The organism is Komarekiella delphini-convector SJRDD-AB1 (genome assembly GCF_014831675.1).
Taxonomy (GTDB): Bacteria; Cyanobacteriota; Cyanobacteriia; order Cyanobacteriales; family Nostocaceae; genus Komarekiella.
In genome coordinates, this window is the sequence record NZ_VJXY01000158.1 from 1 (window position 1) to 1927 (window position 1927).

Sequence of the window (1927 nt, forward strand, 5' to 3'; positions counted from 1 at the left end):
GTGAACCACGAGTCCGTAAACGCCGCCCAAAAGCTTACCCCTTAATGACCAAACCCCGGCATGAGTTACGCAAGCAATTGCAAACAGCTTAAACCACAAGTGTTTCGGCTTTTCTTAGTGCCATTCGACTCTGAGGATTGCCCTCGAAGTCTACTGTCCACAGCTTGGAGTTGTGAAAGATTCTTAAGCCAAAACATGTATAGTCGTGAGCCAGATTTTCAATGCTTTCGTAGCTCTTAGCCGATTTGTAATCAAAACTTCGTTTGTTAACTCTCAAGCTTTTTTCACGCGGGTAGGTTTGGATTACCAAGTACTCTCTCTCGTAAAAGGGATTGAATTCTGTGGCAATGTTCGCGTTGAAGAAAAGGAAATCTTTCAAGGTATCCATTGTTTCTCCTGATTGGAGTTTAAGTTTTTATTATCTAGCAGATATAATTCTAGGAATTATGTCTAATTATCTAAGTTGAAAAGCTTGCTTTTTCAGGTAGAATCATTAAAAATAAATATATGCGAAAACTTAGATGGAAGTTTTAAGCAGTAGATCCAACGGAAAACTCTACCAAACACAGTCTGCTTTTGCGGACTTTTTTATGTAGTTAAATTTCCAGATATAATTCCAGCAGTTATGTTTAAAAGATTGCTGAAAAAGCTTGTATTTAAGAAGTAAGCTGACAAACATAAATATGTTATGTAAATGCATTTTGTATTTACATGATTGTCACTGACTAAGGTGATACGGTTATACCCGCATAAGTCCGCGTTTGCGGACTTTCCTTAATTAATTGGAAAAAGAGGTTAAACCAATCAAAGACTTAAACCTGTTAAGGTAAGGGCATATTTTCAGAGAAGAGACAATTTAACACTTGGACAGTCTGCTGGCATTGGGTAAACTCTCGCTTGAGTTGTGATGCTGTTACAGAAACCAAAGCGAGTGCCAAAACCAACAGCAGGGGATTGTTTTTGGCAACCCCCAACCACCAACGCCATTCACCAAAAGGCAATTGTGGTAATGAGAGTTTTGGCAGAGAGAATAACCGTGGGAACCAGTCAAGAGCAATTTTATTTCCCGGCAACCATTCTTCTTGAAGATTCACGAAGATGACACTGATGCGAGGATTCTGCTCAACCATCGATGCCGTCTTGAGTGCCGATGGTTGCGCCCTCGCATCAGGTGTAAGAAAACCCATCACGACGAGTTTATGCGTATTATTTAACCCGTAAAGATTGAGTTGCCCGACTGCTTGGTAAATGGTATCGCGGTCAAGGTACTTTTTTACCTCTGCGATCGCTCCACCTTGCCAACTGGTGACAATATCAGCCCGTCCTCCATTAGCTTGAACTTCCAGATGAGTTTGAAATCCGCGTTGGGTTAGGCGATCGCTGATATATTTTTGTAAGTCTCGTTCTTGCCAGCGGTCAGGAAAGCCGGCAAGTTCTACAAATTTGGATGGAAGCATAAATTAGATCTGTACAGCCAAATCAACAACTTCAAGAACATCTGGCAACCAGCGAACGTGTTCAACGATTTTGTCGTGAGTCCTGGCTTTATCCCGCGTCACAGTTCCCCACTGCTTACCTGCTTGAGTCAGATGCCAGATGTTTTTGCGGCATTGTTTACCAGCAGAGTTGATCTTGATTTCGACTTGTTTAGTCTGCAAACCAGCAGCTTCCAAAACACGATTAACTATTTGGGGTTTAATTGGCTTGGGTAGTCCTTGCTGCTCGGCATATAATTCACCAATTGTAGTTGGGGACAAATGTCGATCAAGAGTCGCTATAATTTCCCCAATTGCCCCCACTAACTCATTTGCCATCGGAGCTATTTCTGGGTACAGCGCTTGTACACCTCGTACAACTGTGATTGTCTGTAATTCTGAACTTAACTTTGTACCAGCAAGAACCTTTTGCCCAAAGTTAACGAGTTCAT

General features: G+C 41.8%; 3 protein-coding genes. All 3 read right to left on the reverse strand.

Going from position 1 to position 1927, the window contains the following annotated elements:
* Positions 1 to 88: 88 nt before the first annotated feature.
* A complete protein-coding gene (locus FNW02_RS37990) occupies positions 89 to 388 on the reverse strand; it encodes a hypothetical protein (protein WP_191762608.1) in 300 nt (99 codons plus the stop codon).
* A gap of 433 nt (positions 389 to 821) precedes the next feature.
* Positions 822 to 1457, reverse strand: a complete 636-nt coding sequence (locus FNW02_RS37995; protein WP_191762609.1) for a hypothetical protein — start codon at positions 1455 to 1457, stop codon at positions 822 to 824.
* 3 nt (positions 1458 to 1460) lie between these two features.
* Positions 1461 to 1927, reverse strand: a 467-nt coding sequence (locus FNW02_RS38000; protein ID WP_191762610.1) for a hypothetical protein, incomplete at its 5' end; no start/stop codon positions are given.

Excerpts from the sequence above, each read along its gene's own strand:
- FNW02_RS37990 (WP_191762608.1), bottom strand. The coding sequence starts at position 388 with ATGGATACCTTGAAAGATTTCCTTTTCTTCAACGCGAACATTGCCACA.
- FNW02_RS37995 (WP_191762609.1), bottom strand. The coding sequence starts at position 1,457 with ATGCTTCCATCCAAATTTGTAGAACTTGCCGGCTTTCCTGACCGCTGG.